This window comes from Streptomyces sp. NPDC051913 (assembly GCF_044593635.1).
Taxonomy (GTDB): domain Bacteria; phylum Actinomycetota; class Actinomycetes; order Streptomycetales; family Streptomycetaceae; genus Streptomyces.
The window spans coordinates 598,199-612,853 of record NZ_JBIUCI010000001.1 but is presented as its reverse complement, the minus strand read 5'-3'; the positions used below and the strand labels follow the sequence as shown (position 1 = coordinate 612,853).

The following is a 14,655-nucleotide window of genomic DNA, read 5'->3' as shown; positions in this document are numbered from 1 at the left end:
GTCCCCAATGGTGAGCTTGCCCACACGGAGCGTGATTCGAGGCTCGCTCGACCCGCGAAATCCCTTGTCGCGCTTCGGTACGCAGGACTCCTCCGGGAAACCCTAGCCCTCCCTTGTGGTCAAGGTCTCTGTCACCACGTGCTGCGGGCCACTCCGTTTCTTTGTGGAGTCCCTACGAATGGCCCAATGATTCTTTGCCGTCCGCAGAACCCTTGTCCCACGGTTTACCCGTTAGTAGCGTTCGGGCTGTATCGAACGTACTTGGAGTAACCAGGGCTCGGCTTGAGAGTGGGTGGGGGCCGGTGGTGCGCAGGCCGGTGGCGTGGATCGTGGCGATAGTCCTCTTCGCGGAGGCACTCGGGATCGCGGCGGTCAACTGGTTCCTCGGGGTGGTCGTCGACCGTCAGGACATGTCCCTGGCCGGCCTCGACCCCGACATGATGTCGATCTCCTCGAAGATCGGCGGCGTCGTCTTCGGCCTCTACTTCGCCTTCTGCGGCCTGGTGGCGCTGCTGGTCGCCCTGCGCGACCGCGCCCCGGCCGGCTTCGGGCGCATCCTGCTGATCAGCGCGGCCGTGGTGCACGCCCTGCTGGGCGCGTTCGCGTGGGGTCTGCTGGGCCCGGCCCAGTTCGGGTTCATGATCGTCGTACTGGCACTGATCGTGCTGCTCCTGATGACGTACGACCGTCCTCAGCAGCCCAAGGAAGACGCCGTTCCGGTCAGTTCTCCGCCGGCGCCCACAACTCCGTGATCCCGACGCCCAGTTCGGCCAGCAGCCTCCGGACGAGGGGCAGGCTGATGCCGATCACGTTGCCGTGGTCGCCGTCGATACCGTCGATGAACGGCGCGCTGCGGCCGTCGAGGGTGAACGCCCCGGCGACGTAGAGGGGTTCGCCGGAGGCGACGTAGGCGGCGATCTCCTCGTCGCTCGGCTCGCCGAAGCGGACGACGGTCGAGGCGACGGCGGAGACATACCGGCCGGAGACGGTGTCGTAGACGCAGTGGCCGGTCTGGAGCGTGCCCGCGCGCCCGCGCATGGCCTTCCAGCGGGCGGTGGCCTCCTCGGCGTCCGCGGGCTTGCCGAGCGCCTCGCCGTCGAGGTCGAGCACCGAGTCGCAGCCGATCACGATCGCGCCCTTGACCTCGGGCTTCGCCGACACGACGGAGGCCTTCGCCTCGGCGAGCGCGAGGGCCAGTTCGGCCGGGGTGGGGGCGCTGACGGCGTCCTCGTCGACACCGCTCACGAGTACCTCGGGCGCCAGTCCGGCCTGCCGCAGCAGATTCAGCCGGGCGGGGGACTGGGAGGCGAGGACGAGTCGGCGGCGTGGCTGAGCAGTCATGCGGTCAGGGTATCGGCGCCCGTCACTTCGTGCCGAGCACGAGCATCGCCAGCACCATGGCCAACGCCAGGAACAGGCCCAGTCTCCGCAACATCTCCTGCATGTCGCGCAGTTCCTTGGGCGGTTCGTTCTCGGGGTCGGACCAGAGCATGGGTCCAGCGTGCGCCGCGGGGGTGGGGCGGCGCCTGAGTACGCGTACTCAACTTCACCAAAAGGGTCTGTGGTTCCGTTAGTGTGTCTATTGTTAAGGGAACTCTGGTCCCGTTTGAAGGGTCGTGCCGCTGTGTTCACCACTGTCTGGGCTGCTTCCCCCCAGCTCCCGAGCGAAGGCTTCACCCCCAACTGGTCCCGCGAGGGCTTCTGGCGCCAGTCCCTGCGCCAGGTCGTGCGGCTGAGCGGGGGCGGGGACCGGCTGCGGATACGGCTGTCGAACGCGTACGGCACCTCGCCCGTGCGGGTCGCCGGGGCGAGCGTCGGAGGGCGGCGGCTGAGCTTCGGGGGCGCCCGTGACGTGGCGATCCCGGCCCGGGGCGAGGTCGTCAGCGACCCCGCGCAACTGGCCGTCAGCGCGGGGGAGTCGGTGGCGGTCACGCTGTACTTCGAGGAGGCGACCGGACCGGCGACGTTCCATGCGCAGGCGTTCGCGACGACCGAACGGGGCGAGGGGGATCTGCTGGACAGTGCCGAGGGCTTTGATGCCGTGAGCGAGTCCTGGTACTTCCTGAGCGCCGTGGAGGTCGACGCCGGTCGCGGTGACGGGGTGGTGCTGTTCGGGGACTCCCTCACCGACGGGTTCGGGTCGACCGTGGACGCGGACCGGCGGTGGTCGGACGCGCTGGCCCGGCTGACCGGGCGGCCCGTGCTCAACGCCGGGATCGGCGGGAACCTGCTGCTCAACGACTCCGCGTGGTACGGGGAGAGGGGCGTCCGGCGGTTCGGGCGGGACGTCCTCGGGCTGACCGGGGTGGACACGGTCGTGGTGCTGCTCGGGCTGAACGACATCGGGTTCAGCGAGACGGACGAGCAGCCCACGTACAAGCCCTCACCGGTGGTGGAGGCGGATGAACTCATCGCCGGATACCGGGAGTTGATACGGCAGGCGCGGGGGCTGAGAGTCGTCGGGGGGACCTTGCTGCCGTTCGGGGGCTCGGACCACTGGGGGGAGCATGCGGCGAAGGTGAGTCACGAGGTCAACGAGTGGATTCGGGGCGCGGAGGAGTTCAGTGGGGTGGTGGATCTGCAACGGGTGATGGCCGATCCGGGGGATCCGGATCGGCTGCACCCCGCGTATGACTCCGGTGATCATCTGCACCCCAATGACGAGGGGTACGCGGTGATGGCCGAGGCCGTGTCGGGTTGTTTGTAGCTGCGGGTCGGTGGGGGCTGGTCGCGCAGTTCCCCGCGCCCCTGGGTGGGTTGCCGCTAGCTCGGCCAGTAGGTGCGGGCCCATGTACTGGGGCCCGGCTGGGGCAGGCGGCGGGTTGCGATGCGGGACGGGTCCGACCACCCGTCCCGCTGTTCGGGGGCGCCGGACGGCGTCTGCGCTGCCGCCGCGGCGCGGGCTCGGACCACCGCCAGGGCGGCGGCGAGCTCCTCGGGGGTGGGGTTGCCCCGTACGACCTTGATGTTCACAGCGTCTCCTTACAGGGGGATGTTGCCGTGCTTCTTCGGGGGCAGGGACTCCCGCTTGGTGCGCAGCTGGCGCAGGCCGCGGACCACATGGCGGCGGGTCTCGGACGGCATGATCACGGAGTCGACGTAGCCGCGCTCGGCCGCGATGTAGGGGTTGAGGAGCGTGTCCTCGTACTCGCGGATCAGCCGGGCGCGCACCACCTCCAGGTCCTCCCCGGCAGCCTCCGCCTCGGCGATGGTGCGCCGGTGCAGGATGTTGACCGCGCCCTGGGCGCCCATGACGGCGATCTGGGCGGTCGGCCAGGCGAGGTTGATGTCCGCGCCGAGGTGCTTGGAGCCCATGACGTCGTAGGCGCCACCGAAGGCCTTGCGGGTGATGATGGTGATCAGCGGAACCGTCGCCTCGGCGTAGGCGTAGATCAGCTTGGCGCCACGGCGGATGATGCCGTCGTGCTCCTGGTCGACACCGGGCAGGAAGCCGGGGACGTCGACGAAGGTGATCACGGGGATGTTGAAGGCGTCGCAGGTGCGCACGAAGCGCGCGGCCTTCTCGGACGCGGTGATGTCGAGGCAGCCGGCGAACTGCATCGGCTGGTTGGCGACGATGCCGACCGGGTGGCCCTCCACCCGCCCGAAGCCGGTGAGGATGTTCGGGGCGAACAGCGCCTGCGTCTCGAAGAACTCGGCGTCGTCCAGGATGTGTTCGATCACCGTGTGCATGTCGTACGGCTGGTTCGCGCTGTCCGGCACGATCGTGTCCAGCTCGCGGTCCTCGTCCGTGAGGTCGAGGTCCGCCTCCTCCGGGTAGACCGGCGCCTCGGAGAGGTTGTTGGACGGCAGGTACGACAGCAGCTGCTTGACGTACTCGATGGCGTCCTTCTCGTCGCCGGCCATGTGATGGGCCACGCCGGAGACGGAGTTGTGGGTCCTGGCCCCGCCCAGCTCCTCGAAGCCGACGTCCTCGCCGGTGACCGTCTTGATGACGTCCGGGCCGGTGATGAACATGTGCGAGGTCTGGTCGACCATGACGGTGAAGTCGGTGATCGCGGGGGAGTAGACCGCGCCGCCCGCACACGGGCCCACGACCAGGCTGATCTGCGGGATCACACCGGACGCGTGGGTGTTGCGGCGGAAGATCTCGCCGTAGGCGCCGAGCGAGGCGACGCCCTCCTGGATCCGGGCGCCACCGGAGTCGTTGATCCCGATGACCGGACAGCCGGTCTTCAGCGCGAAGTCCATGACCTTGACGATCTTCTGGCCGTAGACCTCGCCGAGGGCGCCGCCGAAGACGGTGAAGTCCTGCGAGAACACGGCGACAGGACGTCCGTCGACGGTGCCGTACCCGGTGACGACCCCGTCGCCGTAGGGGCGGTTGTTCTCCAGCCCGAAGTTGGTGGAGCGGTGCCGCGCGAACTCGTCCAACTCCACGAAGGAGCCCTCGTCGAGCAGCAGCTCGATCCGCTCACGGGCCGTCAACTTGCCCTTGGCGTGCTGCTTCTCCACGGCACGTGCGGAGCCGGCGTGCGTCGCCTCGTCGATACGACGCTGGAGGTCCGCGAGCTTGCCCGCGGTGGTGTGGATGTCGATCTCTTCCGGCTCGGACATCGGGTCGCGGCTCCCTGCCTGCTCAAAAGGGGGGACGGTTACTCATCCGTAGAGTAGTGCGGGGCCTACTAATCAGCAGTGCGGCGTAGGACACACCTAGGGTGGCTTGCATGACGCCGCGCGATGCTTCAGACGACAACCGCTGGTCCGACCTCGACCGTCCGCCGCTCAATGTCACCGCGCTGCGGCGTGGCCTGGTGCGGGAGGGCGGGCTGTGGCGCGAGGTGGACGTGGTGCAGAGCACCGGGTCCACCAACAACGACCTGGTGAACCTGGCCGCGAAAGGGGCGGCGGCGGAGGGCTCGGTCCTCGTCGCCGAGGAGCAGACCGCCGGGCGGGGGCGTCTCGACCGCCAGTGGACCGCGCCGGCCCGCTCCGGGCTGTTCTTCTCCGTCCTGCTGAAGCCGGCGGAGGTGCCGGTGTCCCGCTGGGGCTGGCTGCCGCTGCTGACCGGCGTGGCCGTCGCCACGGGGCTGTCGCGGGCCGCGGGGGTGGATACGGCACTCAAGTGGCCCAACGACCTGCTGGTGACCGTGGGGGGCCAGGAGCGCAAGGCCGGCGGGATTCTCGCCGAGCGGGCCGGGGAGGACGGGGTGGTGGTCGGCGTCGGCATCAACGTCACCCTGCGCGAGGACGAGCTGCCGGTGCCGGCGGCCGGTTCGCTGGCACTGGCGGAGGCCGTGAGCACGGACCGGGATCCACTGCTGCGGGGCGTGCTGCGGGCCCTGGAGGAGTGGTACGGGCGGTGGCGGGCGGCCGGCGGTGATCCGGCGGTGAGCGGGCTCCAGGAGACGTACGCGGCGGGATGCGCGACGCTGGGGAGGGTCGTGCGGGCGGAATTGCCGGGGGACCGTTCGATCACGGGAGAGGCGGTGGCGGTGGACGGAGACGGCCGCTTGGTGATCGCGACGGAGGAAGGCGTACAGGAACCGGTGGGTGCGGGAGACATCGTCCACTTGCGACCGGCGTGACTGGATCGACCTCAGGGGCGCGGGGAACTGCGCGACCAGCCACATCCGGCCCGCAGCCAACTGGGACGTGAGCTACCGCACACCTGCCGTAAAGTGAAGGCCGGTCGATACCTGACCGTGACAGATCGGAAGGGCAGCTGGCGTGACCGTCGACGACACGGGTTCCGGCGCGGACACGAACGGCGCCGACCCCGGAGGGGACCCGCACCCGCTCGCCGTGCGTCTCGAAGCGCTGATCCTCGGTGCGGAGCGGCGCTACACGCCCTTTCAGGCGGCCCGTACCGCCGGTGTCTCCATGGAGCTGGCCACCCGCTTCTGGCGGGCCATGGGCTTCGCCGACGTCGGACAGGCCAAGGCCTTCACCGAGGCGGACGTCCTCGCCCTGCGACGCCTCGCCGGTCTCGTCGAGGCCGGGCTGCTCAGCGAGGCGATGGCCGTGCAGGTGGCCCGGTCCACCGGGCAGACCACGGCCCGGCTGGCCGAGTGGCAGATCGACTCGTTCCTGGAAGGGCTGACCGAGCCGCCCGAGCCCGGTATGACCCGTACCGAGGTGACGTACCCGATCATCGAGCTGCTCCTGCCCGAGCTGGAGGAGTTCCTGGTCTACGTCTGGCGCCGGCAGCTCGCCGCGTCCGCGGGGCGGGTGGTGCAGGCGGCCGACGACGAGGAGATGGTCGACCGGCGCCTGGCCGTCGGCTTCGCCGACCTCGTCGGCTTCACGCGCCTGACCCGGCGCATGGAGGAGGAGGAGCTCGGCGAGCTCGTCGAGGCCTTCGAGACCACCGCCGCCGACCTGGTCGCCGCGCACGGCGGGCGCCTCATCAAGACCCTCGGTGACGAGGTGCTCTACGCCGCGGACGACGCGGGGGTCGCCGCGGAGATCGCGCTGCGCCTCATCGAGACCATGGCGAACGACGAGACCATGCCCGAGCTGCGCGTCGGCATCGCCTTCGGCACGGTCACCACCCGGATGGGCGATGTGTTCGGTACGACCGTCAATCTGGCCTCCCGGCTCACGTCCATAGCCCCTCGCGACGCCGTCCTGGTCGACTCCGACTTCGCCCAGGAACTGATCCGCACCGCCGAGGCGCCCGCCTCCGAGGCGGAGGCCGCCGAGGCCGCGGCCGCCGCGGAGAAGGAGGGCGAGGAGCCGCCGGCGTACCGCTTCGCGCTTCAGCCGATGTGGCAGCGGCCGGTGCGAGGGCTTGGGGTTGTGGAGCCTTGGTTGCTTACTCGGCGGAGTGAGACGACCGCCTGAGGGTGTGCCGCCGGGGCTTGTCGGGCGGGTGCGGGCGAGTGGGGCCGGTCGCGCAGTTCCCCGCGCCCCTTGGGGCGTTTATCGACCCAGCGGACCCACACACAGGCCGATCACCGGAACGCACACCCCACCACCGCCAGGGGGCTGGCTCGGCGTCGGTGTCGCCGGGGCCGGTGGCGGTGTGCTCGTGTTCTGACTCGGTGCCGGAGACGGTGTTCGTGTCGGTGTCGGCTGTGGGGGCGCCGTCGTCGGGTTCGGGGCGTCCGGGATGGTCGTGGGGCCCGGGGTCGACGCCACGACCCTCGCCGGTGTCGACGGCGGCAGCGGCACTTGGCTCACCCCACCCATGGGCGAGGTCGCCGACGGGCTCACCTTCGGCACCGCCGCGACCGTGGCGGCGGTGTTGGTCGCGCGGTCCGTGGCGGAACCGGCCGGCGGGTCGTCGAGGCGGGGTTCGGCCTCCGCGGTGCCGAGACCGCCGCCCAGGGCGCCCTCCGGAGCCATCCGGACGAGGCTCAGCGCCCCGGCCGCCACCGCCAGCCCGCCGACGGCGAGCAGGACCTTGCGGGGCCGGGGACGGCGGTGCCGGCCGCGTGAGCCGAAGAGACGCTGCGGTACGGCGTCGGGAACCGACAGCCCGGCAGCCGTGGCCTCCGTGTGCATGTCCGTCATCGTCGTCATGGCGACCCCTCCCCGATGCCCTCGCGCCCCCGGTGCGCCGTGGCGGAGCGCACGCTATGCGCTCTCGTGGGCGAAGGGGCCCGAGTTGGGCGGGATGTCACTCGAACGGGGTGTCGGGCGGCGATACAGGAACCGACCGCTCTTCCGCCGCTCCGGCCGGGCTGCGATGATCGGGCCCGGTGAAGTCTGTTAACCCGCGTTAACTGGAGGGTGTCATGAGCGAGGAACGGTACGGGGAGTTCGTGCTGGTACGGCGGCACGGGCACGTCGCGGAACTCGCCCTGGACCGGCCGAAGGCCATGAACGCCGTGTCGACGGAGATGGCCCGCTCGGTCGCCGCCGCCTGCGCCGCACTGGGCGACGACAGGGACGTACGGGCCGTCGTGGTGACGTCGACCCATGAGCGGGCGTTCTGCGTCGGCGCCGACCTGAAGGAGCGGAACTCCTTCACGGACGCCGATCTGGTCCGGCAGCGGCCCGTCGCGCGCGGCGCCTATACCGGCGTACTGGAACTGCCCGTCCCAACCATCGCTGCCGTCCACGGCTTCGCGCTCGGCGGCGGATTCGAGCTGGCCCTGTCCTGCGACCTGATCGTGGCGGACCGTACGGCGGTGGTGGGGCTGCCGGAGGTGTCGGTCGGCGTGATCCCGGGCGGCGGCGGCACCCAGCTTCTGCCGCGACGCGTGGGTGCCGCCCGGGCCGCCGAACTCATCTTCACGGCCCGCCGGGTTGAGGCGGCGGAGGCGCGGGAGCTGGGCCTGGTGGATGTGCTGGTGGAGGCCGGGCAGGACCGGGAGGAGGCCCTCGCCATGGGCACCAGGATCGCGGCCAACTCGCCCGTGGGGCTGAGGGCGGCGAAGAAGGCCCTGCGCCTGGGGCATGGGCTGGACCTGCGGGCGGGCCTGGAGGTGGAGGACGCGGCCTGGCGCTCGGTGGCCTTCTCGGGAGACCGGGTGGAGGGCGTGGCGGCTTTCAATGAGAAGCGGTCCCCGGAATGGCCGGGTGAATAGCAGGCTTTTTCAAGGGTGCGGGGAACTCCGCGGCAAGCCCCCACCGGCCGTCAGTCGCCCCGCAAGCCGCCGCCCCTGTCACTCCAGGCGCCCATCCAACGCACCTTTTCTCCCGGAACCTCCCTAACCTGGAGCAATGGCGGAGGACACGCGGCTCACGGCAGTCGTCGCGCTGGCGCAAGGCATGGCCGCAGCCCACGGCTCACGCGAGGCCTGGCGCGCGGCAGCGACCGGCGCCTGCCGCGCCCTGAGCGGCAGCTTCGCCGCCCTGTCGGTATGGGAACGCGAGCTGGGCCGGCTCCGCGTCCTGGTGAACGTCGGGGACCGGGCCCCCGACGAGGACGAGTTCCCCGATGCCGAGGCCTACCCGGTGCACCAGTTCCCGGAGATCACCGAGTTCCTGCACGAGCGCTGGGCGGGCGGCGGTGAGCCCAACGCGTGGGTGGAGACGGCCGAGGGGCCTGCCGCGGGGCGCCGTCCGGGGTACGTCCATCAGCGCGTCGCCGCCCTCCGCAGGAGAGGTCGAGGGTGTTGTGTCGTCGCGCCGATCGTGCTGAACGGCCGGGCCTGGGGTGAGCTGTACGTCGCCCGCCCGGCCGGTGAGCCTGTCTTCGACCGGGCCGACGCCGATTTCGCCACCGTCCTGGCCGCCGTCGTCGCCGCCGGGATCGCGCAGGCGGAGCGGTTGGAGGAGGCCCGGCGGCTGGCGTTCACCGACGCCCTCACCGGACTGGCCAACCGCCGTGCCGTGGACGTGCGGCTCGACGAGGCCATCGAGCGGCACAAGCGGGAGGGCGTAGCCGTCAGCCTCGTCGTCTGCGACCTCAACGGGCTCAAGCGGGTCAACGACACCCTCGGGCACGCTGTCGGCGACCGGCTCCTGGAGCGGTTCGGGTCCGTGCTGTCGCTGTGCGGCGCGATGCTGCCGGGGACGCTGGCCGCGCGGCTCGGCGGGGACGAGTTCTGTCTGCTCGCGGTCGGGCCGCCCGCCGACGAGGTCGTCAAGGCGGCCGACGAACTCTGCAGCCGGGCCGCGGAGTTGGAGCTCGGGGAGGGGGTGGCCTGCGGGGTCGCCTCCACCGAGGACCCCATCGGGCCGGTGCGGTCCGCCCGGCGGCTGTTCCGGCTGGCCGACGCCGCCCAGTACCGGGCCAAGGCCGAGCGCGCCGCCAAACCGGTCGTCGCGGGGCGGGAGGGGCCGGACGATCCCGTCGTACGGCTCGCGGACGCGCCCGCGGGGGAGCGTGAGGCGCACGGGGAGCGCCGTCGCTTCCGCGGGCGCCGACTGTGACGCACGGACCCCTGGCGGACTGGTGACGGATCAGTAAGGGGCGAACCCCGTCCCCACTCGTGACATCTTCGTCTTCACTGCGTACGCTCCTGAATATGGATATGCACACTGTGGTGGTGGGGACGTCCGGGGTGACCGCGTCCGACGTTCTCGCCGTGGCGCGCGACGGCGCCCGCATCGAGCTCTCCGGGGAGGCGGTCGCGGCCCTCGCCGCCGCCCGCGAGATCGTGGACGCGCTGGCCGCCAAGCCCGACCCGGTCTACGGCGTCAGCACCGGCTTCGGCGCCCTGGCGACCCGGCACATCAGCACCGAGCTCCGTGCTCAGCTGCAACGCAACATCGTCCGCTCGCACGCCGCCGGCATGGGGCCGCGCGTCGAGCGGGAGGTCGTCCGGGCGCTGATGTTCCTGCGGCTGAAGACCGTCTGCTCGGGCCACACCGGTGTGCGGCCCGAGGTCGCGCAGACCATGGCCGACGTGCTGAACGCCGGGATCACCCCCGTCGTGCACGAGTACGGCTCCCTCGGCTGCTCCGGCGACCTCGCGCCGCTGTCCCACTGCGCCCTGACGCTGATGGGGGAGGGTGACGCCGAAGGCCCGGACGGGGTCGTGCGTCCGGCCGGTGAACTGCTCGCCGAGCACGGCATCGCGCCCGTCGAGCTGCGCGAGAAGGAGGGCCTCGCGCTCCTCAACGGCACCGACGGCATGCTCGGCATGCTGGTCATGGCCCTCGCCGACCTGGAGATGCTCTACAAGTCGGCCGACATCACCGCCGCGCTGTCCCTGGAGGGCCTCCTCGGCACGGACAAAGTCCTCGCGCCCGAGCTGCACGCCATCCGCCCCCACCCGGGGCAGGCCGCCAGCGCCGCCAACATGCTGGCCGTGCTGAAGGACTCCCAGCTCACCGGCCACCACCAGGACGACGCCCCGCGCGTCCAGGACGCCTACTCGGTGCGCTGCGCCCCGCAGGTCGCGGGCGCCGGACGCGACACCGTGGCGCACGCCCGGCTCGTCGCCGAGCGGGAGCTGGCCTCCGCCGTCGACAACCCCGTCGTACTGCCCGACGGGCGGGTCGAGTCCAACGGCAACTTCCATGGCGCGCCCGTGGCCTACGTCCTGGACTTCCTCGCCATCGCCGCCGCCGACCTCGCGTCCATCGCGGAGCGGCGCACCGACCGGCTGCTCGACAAGAACCGCAGCCACGGGCTGCCGCCGTTCCTCGCCGACGACGCCGGCGTGGACTCGGGGCTGATGATCGCCCAGTACACCCAGGCCGCGCTGGTCAGCGAGCTGAAGCGGCTGGCCGTACCGGCGTCGGCGGACTCCATCCCGTCCTCCGCCATGCAGGAGGACCACGTCTCCATGGGCTGGTCCGCCGCGCGCAAGCTGCGCACCGCCGTCGACAACCTCACCCGGGTCGTCGCCGTCGAGCTGTACGCCGCCACGCGCGCCGTGGAACTGCGCGAGGGCCTCACCCCGGCGCCCGCCTCGCGCGCGGTCATCGAGGCCGTACGCAAGGCCGGTGTGCAGGGGCCGGGCCCCGACCGCTTCCTGGCCCCGGACCTGGCCGCGGCGGACGCGTTCGTGCGCGGCGGCCGGCTGGTGGCGGCGGCGGAGTCGGTGACGGGGCCGCTCCAGTAGGCCGCAGGCAGCCGAAAGGGGCCCTGTCGGGTGACGGGGCCCCTCTTCTCACGAGTGCTTGTACGAGTGCCTACTTGAGCTTGGCGACCTGGGCCGTGACGACCTCGGCCGGGATCTCGGTCTTGCCGCCCTTGCCCAGCGCGGCCAGGTTGACGGAGTAGAACGTCGCGACGGTGTTGCCCTTGCGGACCACCTCGGTGAGGAACGTGGCCGTGCCCTCGCCGTCCATGTCGACGTCCTCGGAGAACGCCACCGACTCGTCACCGGCGCCGGAGCTCTTCGCCGTGGCGACCTTGATGACCTTGGAGTTCTCGCCCTCGGCCTTGATGCCGTAACCACCGGAGCAGGCCGTCACGCCGTCGGAGACGGCCTTCACGGCCTTCTCGGCGCCGTCGCCGTCGTACGAGGACAGACCGACGAACGTGATGCTCACGTCGAAGGCGTTCTCGATGTCGGACTCGCTGAGGTCCGACGGGTCCTTGGAGGCCGCCGAGGTCTCCGCGGTGAGCGTGTTGCTGGCGTTCGCGTCCGTGTCGCCGGGGGCGAGCGCGGCGGTGGCCCAGGCCAGCGGGTCGCACTCCGCCTTGTCGGTCTTCACGTCGCTCTTGGACTTCGGGAGGGTGTCGTCGCCCGACTCGGCCTCGAAGCCCTTGATGTCGCCCTTGGCGAGCAGCAGCTTCTCCAGCTCGGCGGAGGTCAGCGCCTTCGCGGCCGGCGCCGACGAGGCGGCGGCCGACTCCTTGGCGTCACTGCCCTTGGTGTCGTCCGAACCGTTGTCGGAGCAGCCGGTGATGAGGGCGAGCGACAACGCGCTCACGGTGAGCGTGGCCGCTATGCGGGCCCCCGATGATCTCTTCATGAGCGGACTATGAGGTTTTGGTCAAAGGTCCGTCAAGTCGATTCAAAAACCGTGACGTTCCCGGCGTACGGAGTAGGTGACGAATCCGGCGCCGAGCGCGAGGAACGCCGTACCGCCGACGACGTACGGGGTGGTGTCGAAGCTTCCGGTGTCGGCCAGACGCGTGTCCTCGACGGTGCCCTCGGTGCTGACGGTGGACACCCTGGCCTGCTGCGTGACCTGCGATCTCGCCGGTTCGTCCTGGGTCGCGTTGGCGGACGGGACGAACCACAGGGCACACAGCAGCGTGCCCGCGGCGGTGGCGGTCAGCAACGAACGGCGAGCGGATGACACGGAATATCGATCCCCTTGTGGCGCTGGCGAATTGGCCGTGTGGGCAGATGTTAGTGAAAGGCGCGGGTCACGGGAAAGTCACGGGAGAAAAGGGCCGTACTCTCCGGGACATGAGCACTGAAGAGACTTCACGGTTTGTGCGGCTTCGGGTGGAATTGGTGGTGGAGATCGAGCAGGAGGACGCCGTCACCAAGGCCGCGCTGGAGCGGATCGCCGACGATGTGGAGATGCCGGCCGATGAGCAGGCGCACGCCGAAGGGGCTGTGACGGAAGACACCGCGGAGGCCCTCGCCTATCTCGTCGACCCGTTCGACCTGGTCAGCGAGGTGCCCGGAGTCGAGCTGGTGCAGGCCTCCTGGTCCAGCGAGCGGATCGACTACGACCCGGATTCGCCGGACTGGGACCTCGACGAGGATGATGAGGACGCGGAGGACGAGGAAGAGGCGGCCGGCTGAGTTCCCTTGGGGAAATCGTGACCCCGGGTGGCAACCGCCGTCCGGGGTTTCGTCGTCTCAGGGGGCGCACGGTCGACAGTCGCACCACCCGCCACGGCGGACGTGGTGTGCCCCACACGTTCGAAGAATGTGGAACGGGACGAACCGGTCGTAGCGTTTAGGTTTCATTGACGGGACTCTCGGGTTTGACGGGGGGCTCTCGGGTCTTTGGGGAATCGGCAACGATGGAGAAGCGTGTGATGACGGTCAGTAAGCGGCGCAGGGGCCTGGCGGTCGCGTCCGCACTGCTCGGCGGTGTGCTGGTGCTCTCGGCGTGTTCCGGTGGCGACGACGACGCCTCCGGCAGCGGCAGCAAGGACACCTCGCAGGCCAAGGCCGACGAGGCGGCGGCCAAGAAGACGTCCGAGGCCGACATCAAGATCACGCCCAAGGACGGCTCCGAGAACGCCTCCATCAACAACTCCGCGGCCGTGACCGTGAGCAAGGGCACGCTCACCGAGGTCACGATGACCACCGCCGACGGCGCGGCGGTCAGCGGCGCGATATCCGCGGACAAGACCAGCTGGAAGCCCAGCGCCCAGCTGGAGCGGTCGACGACCTACAAGGTCAACGCCGAGGCGAAGGACTCCGACGGCCGCGTGGCCCACGAGAACGCGTCCTTCACCACGGTCTCCCCGTCCAACAGCTTCCTCGGCTACTTCACGCCGGACGACGGCTCCACGGTCGGCGTCGGTATGCCGGTGTCGATCAACTTCGACAAGGCGATCACCAACAAGGCGGCCGTCCAGAAGGGCATCACGGTCTCCTCGTCCAGCGGCCAGGAGGTCGTCGGCCACTGGTTCAACGCCAACCGCATCGACTTCCGTCCCGAGGACTACTGGACCGAGAACTCCACCGTCACGCTGAAGCTCGCGCTGGACGGTGTCGAGGGCGCGGACGGTGTCTACGGCGTCCAGCAGAAGACGGTCACCTTCAAGATCGGCCGTAACCAGATCACGTACGTCGACGCGAAGACCAAGCAGATGAAGGTCACGCAGGACGGCAAGACGATCAAGACCATCCCGATCTCGGCCGGCTCCCCGGAGAACAAGACGTACGAGGGCATCATGGTGATGTCCGAGAAGTTCAAGGAGACGCGCATGAACGGCGCGACCGTGGGCTTCACCGACGACGACGGCAAGGGCGAGTACGACATCAAGGACGTGCCGCACGCCATCCGCCTCACCAACTCCGGCACCTTCGTGCACGGCAACTACTGGGGCGCGAAGTCCATCTTCGGCAGCGTCAACACCAGCCACGGCTGCGTCGGCCTCTCCGACACCAAGGGCGCCAACGACAAGGGCACGGCCGGCTACTGGTTCTACAACAACTCGATCATCGGCGACGTGGTGATCGTCCAGAACACCGGCGACAAGACGGTCTCCCCGGACAACGGCCTCAACGGCTGGAACCTGAACTGGGCGGACTGGAAGGCGGGTTCGGCGGTCTGACGCCGAACGTCTGACGTAAACCGATCGAGGGCGGCCACCTGAACGGGTGGCCGCCCTCAACTTTTGCCTCGCGTAAGGGAGTTGCCGGT

Annotated in this window: 16 protein-coding genes; 9 read left to right on the top strand and 7 right to left on the bottom strand. The window is 70.3% G+C overall.

Annotation, left to right across the window (positions count from 1 at the left end; all coding sequences use genetic code 11):
• The first annotated feature begins 302 nt into the window (after nucleotides 1-302).
• Nucleotides 303-752, top strand: a complete 450-nt coding sequence (locus ACIHIX_RS02830) for a hypothetical protein (protein WP_399949009.1) — start codon at nucleotides 303-305, stop codon at nucleotides 750-752.
• Here ACIHIX_RS02830 and ACIHIX_RS02825 read toward each other — a convergent pair.
• Together ACIHIX_RS02825 and mmpB are read right to left on the bottom strand one after the other, a co-directional pair.
• The gene (locus tag ACIHIX_RS02825; RefSeq protein ID WP_399949007.1) at nucleotides 721-1,341 is read right to left on the bottom strand and encodes a Maf family protein; all 621 of its coding nucleotides are present in this window, start codon (nucleotides 1,339-1,341) and stop codon (nucleotides 721-723) included. The two genes, ACIHIX_RS02830 and ACIHIX_RS02825, sit on opposite strands and share 32 nt — an antisense overlap.
• A gap of 22 nt (nucleotides 1,342-1,363) precedes the next feature.
• A complete protein-coding gene (mmpB, locus tag ACIHIX_RS02820; protein WP_399949006.1) occupies nucleotides 1,364-1,492 on the bottom strand; it encodes a morphogenic membrane protein MmpB in 129 nt (42 codons plus the stop codon).
• 132 nt (nucleotides 1,493-1,624) lie between these two features.
• Between mmpB and ACIHIX_RS02815 the strand changes: the two genes are divergently transcribed.
• Nucleotides 1,625-2,707 (top strand): SGNH/GDSL hydrolase family protein, encoded by a 1,083-nt coding sequence (locus ACIHIX_RS02815; protein ID WP_399949004.1) that lies wholly within the window; start codon nucleotides 1,625-1,627, stop codon nucleotides 2,705-2,707.
• A 56-nt stretch (nucleotides 2,708-2,763) separates the two neighbouring features.
• Here the strand turns inward: ACIHIX_RS02815 and ACIHIX_RS02810 are convergent, their stop codons facing one another.
• Together ACIHIX_RS02810 and ACIHIX_RS02805 are read right to left on the bottom strand one after the other, a co-directional pair.
• A complete protein-coding gene (locus tag ACIHIX_RS02810; RefSeq protein ID WP_399949002.1) occupies nucleotides 2,764-2,973 on the bottom strand; it encodes an acyl-CoA carboxylase subunit epsilon in 210 nt (69 codons plus the stop codon).
• 9 nt (nucleotides 2,974-2,982) lie between these two features.
• Nucleotides 2,983-4,578, bottom strand: a complete 1,596-nt coding sequence (locus tag ACIHIX_RS02805) for an acyl-CoA carboxylase subunit beta (RefSeq protein ID WP_399949000.1) — start codon at nucleotides 4,576-4,578, stop codon at nucleotides 2,983-2,985.
• A gap of 110 nt (nucleotides 4,579-4,688) precedes the next feature.
• On the opposite strand from ACIHIX_RS02805, the gene ACIHIX_RS02800 reads away from it, so the two are divergent.
• Together ACIHIX_RS02800 and ACIHIX_RS02795 are read left to right on the top strand one after the other, a co-directional pair.
• A complete protein-coding gene (locus ACIHIX_RS02800; protein WP_399948998.1) occupies nucleotides 4,689-5,549 on the top strand; it encodes a biotin--[acetyl-CoA-carboxylase] ligase in 861 nt (286 codons plus the stop codon).
• A gap of 142 nt (nucleotides 5,550-5,691) precedes the next feature.
• On the top strand, nucleotides 5,692-6,807 hold the full coding sequence (locus ACIHIX_RS02795; protein ID WP_399948996.1) for an adenylate/guanylate cyclase domain-containing protein: 1,116 nt from the start codon (nucleotides 5,692-5,694) through the stop codon (nucleotides 6,805-6,807).
• Between the two features lie 78 nt (nucleotides 6,808-6,885).
• On the opposite strand, the gene ACIHIX_RS02790 is transcribed toward ACIHIX_RS02795, so the two are convergent.
• Complete coding sequence (locus tag ACIHIX_RS02790; RefSeq protein WP_399948994.1) at nucleotides 6,886-7,488, bottom strand: hypothetical protein; 603 nt, start codon at nucleotides 7,486-7,488, stop codon at nucleotides 6,886-6,888.
• Between the two features lie 215 nt (nucleotides 7,489-7,703).
• Between ACIHIX_RS02790 and ACIHIX_RS02785 the strand changes: the two genes are divergently transcribed.
• The 3 genes from ACIHIX_RS02785 to hutH all read left to right on the top strand — a co-directional run bounded on the left by ACIHIX_RS02785 (nucleotide 7,704) and on the right by hutH (nucleotide 11,429).
• Nucleotides 7,704-8,498 (top strand): enoyl-CoA hydratase/isomerase family protein, encoded by a 795-nt coding sequence (locus ACIHIX_RS02785; protein WP_399948992.1) that lies wholly within the window; start codon nucleotides 7,704-7,706, stop codon nucleotides 8,496-8,498.
• Nucleotides 8,499-8,634: 136 nt separating this feature from the next.
• Complete coding sequence (locus ACIHIX_RS02780; protein WP_399948990.1) at nucleotides 8,635-9,789, top strand: diguanylate cyclase domain-containing protein; 1,155 nt, start codon at nucleotides 8,635-8,637, stop codon at nucleotides 9,787-9,789.
• Nucleotides 9,790-9,890: 101 nt separating this feature from the next.
• Nucleotides 9,891-11,429, top strand: a complete 1,539-nt coding sequence (gene hutH, locus ACIHIX_RS02775; RefSeq protein ID WP_399950029.1) for a histidine ammonia-lyase — start codon at nucleotides 9,891-9,893, stop codon at nucleotides 11,427-11,429.
• Nucleotides 11,430-11,499: 70 nt separating this feature from the next.
• Here hutH and ACIHIX_RS02770 read toward each other — a convergent pair whose 3' ends face one another.
• Entirely contained in the window at nucleotides 11,500-12,288 is a 789-nt protein-coding gene (locus tag ACIHIX_RS02770) for a hypothetical protein (protein ID WP_399948989.1), read from the bottom strand.
• Between the two features lie 42 nt (nucleotides 12,289-12,330).
• Nucleotides 12,331-12,621: a hypothetical protein gene (locus tag ACIHIX_RS02765; RefSeq protein WP_399948987.1), complete on the bottom strand. Its 291-nt coding sequence runs from the start codon at nucleotides 12,619-12,621 to the stop codon at nucleotides 12,331-12,333.
• Nucleotides 12,622-12,731: 110 nt separating this feature from the next.
• On the opposite strand from ACIHIX_RS02765, the gene ACIHIX_RS02760 reads away from it, so the two are divergent.
• Nucleotides 12,732-13,076: a hypothetical protein gene (locus ACIHIX_RS02760; RefSeq protein ID WP_399948985.1), complete on the top strand. Its 345-nt coding sequence runs from the start codon at nucleotides 12,732-12,734 to the stop codon at nucleotides 13,074-13,076.
• Between the two features lie 224 nt (nucleotides 13,077-13,300).
• Entirely contained in the window at nucleotides 13,301-14,566 is a 1,266-nt protein-coding gene (locus ACIHIX_RS02755; RefSeq protein ID WP_399948983.1) for an Ig-like domain-containing protein, read from the top strand.
• The last annotated feature ends 89 nt before the right edge of the window (nucleotides 14,567-14,655 follow it).